This is a genomic window from Actinoplanes sp. NPDC004185, assembly GCF_053603475.1.
The window spans coordinates 1-4,171 of sequence record NZ_JBSGFR010000111.1 but is presented as its reverse complement, the minus strand read 5'-3'; the positions used below and the strand labels follow the sequence as shown (position 1 = coordinate 4,171).

3 protein-coding genes are annotated in these 4,171 nt (G+C 60.7%); all 3 read right to left on the bottom strand.

Annotated features, from left to right (window positions below; translation table 11 throughout):
• A partial coding sequence (locus tag ACWEOZ_RS44105) for a glycosyltransferase (RefSeq protein ID WP_451916642.1) occupies window positions 1-856 on the bottom strand: 856 nt, incomplete at its 3' end.
• Window positions 846-2,156 (bottom strand): lipopolysaccharide biosynthesis protein, encoded by a 1,311-nt coding sequence (locus tag ACWEOZ_RS44100; protein ID WP_171026840.1) that lies wholly within the window; start codon window positions 2,154-2,156, stop codon window positions 846-848. The genes ACWEOZ_RS44105 and ACWEOZ_RS44100, both read right to left, overlap by 11 nt.
• A 55-nt stretch (window positions 2,157-2,211) precedes the next feature.
• Window positions 2,212-4,171: polysaccharide biosynthesis tyrosine autokinase (locus tag ACWEOZ_RS44095; protein ID WP_451916641.1), on the bottom strand; the 1,960-nt coding region annotated here is incomplete at its 5' end.

The following is a 4,171-nucleotide window of genomic DNA, read 5'->3' as shown; positions in this document are numbered from 1 at the left end:
GGTCATAGTCACTCAACAGCATCATGAAATTGGCAAGCGACAGGTACACCGGCATGTCCTGGTTGGGAACCAGCCCTTTGAACACGACGTAGCGCGCGATTCCGAGGCGCTCGCAGCGCTCGCGCAGCGACGCCTCGAGCTCGCCGGCGCCGATAATCAGCAGCGAAACACCGATCGCCGTTGCCCGCGAACGCGCGTACGCGTCGATGACTTTGTCGACACGCTTGCGAGCCACCAGGCGCGACACGCAGACGATGTACCTTTCCGGCAACCCCATCTGCGCGCGGAGCTCGGACGGCCGGACGCGTGCCGCGGCGGCGGCCGTCGTGAACCGACTGTTGTCGACCACGTCGTAGCCTACGTGGATGCGCTCCGCTGGAATGCCGAGGAACTGGAAGTACTGACGCTGCCGGCGCCCGGCCACGATCGCGCCGTCATACAGGCACGCGAGCCGGGCCTTGAGCAGTTCGCGTCCCGGCCGGCGCACGCCGTCGTCGAACTTGCTGTCCGCACAAAACACGATTTTCGTGCGACGCGCCAACCATCGGTAAATCAACCCGACGATCGAATATGGAAAGTTGTATCCGATCGTCACGATCATGTCCGGCTTTTCACGAACGATTTCCCTGAACAGGCGCGCGAGCAATATCGGCCGCTTGAACTGCGCACGCTCCTGCGCCACGTAACGCCAGCCGCTTGCCGGCGCATCGCACCCGGAGTGCCCTGCGTCTCGATGGAGGTAATCGGACGATTTGCGATTCATCACCAGCACGCGAAATTCGACGTTCGCCTGCACGAGACGGCGCTGCGCATCGTTCAAACGCGCGGTATGGTAATCGCCGATGCTACCGATCAAGAACAGAACCTTCATATTCCTTCTCGCGATACTCTTGAAATACCTCGTATTCGCCGAAGAGAACCAGGAATACGTCGAGGCCCAGCAGACAGATCGCGACGGATACGATTCCCCCATGCCGCACAGCCAACAGTCCGACAACGATCGTCATGCCGGCGGCAAACAAATAGGCAAACGCAAAGCGGATATGGCGATTGATCGCAATCACGAAGATGGACGCGGATTGCCACAGCGAATTCGCGACCATCGAGAGCAACAGGATGTCGAACAGCGTCGAATCGAAAACGACGTGCTTGCCGGTCCAAGCGGTATAAAACCGCTCTCCGTATGCGCTCATTGCGACACCGACCGCGCCCGCGACAACCACGGTCACGATCGTCAGTCTGCGCTTGATACGTATGACGTCCGCCTTTCTCCCCACCGCGGCAAGCTTCGACACTTCCGACCAGACCGAGTTGGACAACAGGTTCATCATTTGCACGGCGACTCGCGTAAGCGTTCGCATCGTCGAAAACGCCGCCACCTGTGCCGGGCCGAGTGCCGTCCCGATCACCCAGAGGATTCCCTGGAAATTCAGCCCGTTGCTGAGCGGGAATCCGAGGAACGCCAGGGACGGAACCAGAGATTTCCTGAGCCAGCCCCAGTCGATCGTCAATGGAAATAGCGTGGCCCACGGGCAATAGCGTTTCTTCACGACGTGCTGCGCGACGAAGCCGGCAATGCGCGCGAGGAGCATGCCGGTGGCGACGGCAATCGGTGTCTTGAATATCACCAGCGCAACCAGCCCGAACGCCAGCGCGACAAAACGCGTCACGTTCAGAATGCCGACCGACAGTGCATAGCAATTGGCGCTTCGCAACGCGGCTGTCTGGGGGCCATACAGCACGCTCAGGCATACGTCTCCGATCAGAATCAACGCGACGAACCTGACCTCGTCCCCCGTCATGTACCGGAACACGTGGCCGCCCGAACCCAGGACCCACCACGCCGCGCCCGACACGATCAGCACGATGAGCACGAACATGGCGACCGTGGCAGCGAGCGTCCGGTAAATCACCTGAAGGCGTTCGTGATCTCCGACCGCTGCCCGCTGGTCCATCTCGTTCGCCGCAACGGTCGACAAGCCCAGATCACTCAAAGCGAGGTAGGTCGGAATCGTCGAGATCAGTATCCATTCGCCGTATTTCGCCGCGCCCCACACCGACAGAAACAGGGGAACCGATACGATCTGGGCGAACACACTCACGGCCTGTCCGAGACCGTGAGCGAGAAATGCCTTGATGATGCGTTGTGCCGACATGGTGGGTTCGAATCGATAGCCGGGCTAGGCTGGTCGTCCGGGCCCGGTCTTGAAATTATTGCCGTGGTGCGTATTCGTACTGATACGCGTACTTGTATTTCCCGTATGCGTACCCCGCTGTGTTCAGGGGCAGATCGTTGAAGATCACGCCTTTCAGCGTCCCGCCCCCCTGGCGCAACTGCTTGATTGCCATTTCCACTTCCCGCGGTGGATTCGCGCCGAAGCGCAACACCAGCAGCGTCACACCGGCGTAGCGACCTATGATGGCGGGGTCCGTGACGGCCAGCACGGGTGGGGTATCGACGATTACGTGGTCGTATCGGGACGAGAGCTGACTCAACACCTGTTCGAAGTTGGGATGCAGCAGGAGCTCGGCCGCATTCGGCGGCAGTTCGCCGGTAGGAATGAAGTCAAGACCCTTCACGAGCGTGTCGGGCTGGATGAATTCGCCGGCGTCGCCACCCGATCTGATCAACTCGGTCAATCCACGTCCTCGCGCCGCCCCGACGTAGCGGTGCAGGTAGCCGCGACGGAGGTCTCCGTCGATCAGCAGCACTCTCTTTCCCGAACTCGCCATCAACGCAGCGAGGTTGACGGCAATGAACGACTTGCCCACGCCCGGTGCGGGGCCGGTCAGCATCAGTATGTTGTTTCTGGCATCGAACTGAGCGAACTGCAATGCGGTGCGCAAGCTGCGAATGGCTTCGACGGCAAGATCGGTCGGTGCGGCCCGGGCGAGCAACGGCGCATTGTTACCGCCCGCTCGCTCGATGCGTCCGAACGTAGACTGTTGATCAGAGTGCGGAATCGTCGCATAGACGGGAATCCCGAACTTGTCTTCGACTTCGGCCGGATCTTCGATTCCGCTGCGCAGTGCCTTGAACGCGAAGGCGGTGACCAGGCCCACGAATATGCCGAGCGTGGTGGCCACGAGGATGATCAGACCGGGACGCGGCCATACCGGCACCGTAATCAGCTCGGCGCCGTCGAGCAGACGGACATTACCGGTCTTGCCCGCCTTCAGTACCCTCAATTGCTCGACATTGTTGAGCAGCGTGGTATAGATTTCCTGCGCCACCATCGCGTCACGAGCGAGGCCGACGGTATCCTGCTCGTTGGCGGGAATCGCTTTCAGTCGCTGGTTGAATGCCGCGATCTGAGCGTTGACGGTATCGAGCTGCCGATTGACGGCGTCGACATTAGGATGCCGCGGGGTGAAGCGCTGAAGCAGTTGATCACGCTGAAGAACGAGCTGACTCTTCTGAACCTCCGCCTGCACGATCTGGTTCAGCAAGCTCTGGGCCTCGACCGGCAGATCGACGATGGTGTTTTTAGTCCTGTAATTGTTGTACTTCGTTTCCGCCTTCGTCAGATTGTCCTTCAACCCGGGCAACTGGCGGTCGAGGAACCGAATCATGTTGTCCGCCTCCGCCGACTTTCTGTCGACGTTCTGCTTGACATACAGCCGTGCGATCTCGTTGAGCACGGCCTGAGTCTTGTGCGGATCGTCGCTGCGCCAGACCGTGCTGATGATGCCGGAATCTTTCCCTTGCTCGGAGATGTTCAGAGACTTCTGAAGTCGCGTGATGACATCGAGACGCTTCGAGTGAACGAGCTGAAATCGCGTCCCCGGCCGCCCGACGAGGCGCTCGACCGTGACCGTGACCACGCCGCCCGGGACCGTCGCACGGCACACCCTGGCAACGTCGCAATGGTCGACCACCGGTTCGTCGTCGGGCGAACGCAGGCTGTACTGGCCGTTCGGCAGCGCGGTCACCGTCCAGATGCGACCGTTGTACTGTGACGGCACCTCCATCTGCGTGACGTCGATCACTTCGTTGCCCCAGGCGAAGGAAGGCATATTCAGGCGTGGCGCTCCATCGACGGGTGCCGGTACGCGGGACGCGAGGAAGCGGCCAAACAGCGGGAAATAGGTCGGTTTCGCGTCGATATCCAGATGCACTGCATCCACGGTGGGGCCGAGAATCATGCGCGACCTCAGAATCTCGATCTCC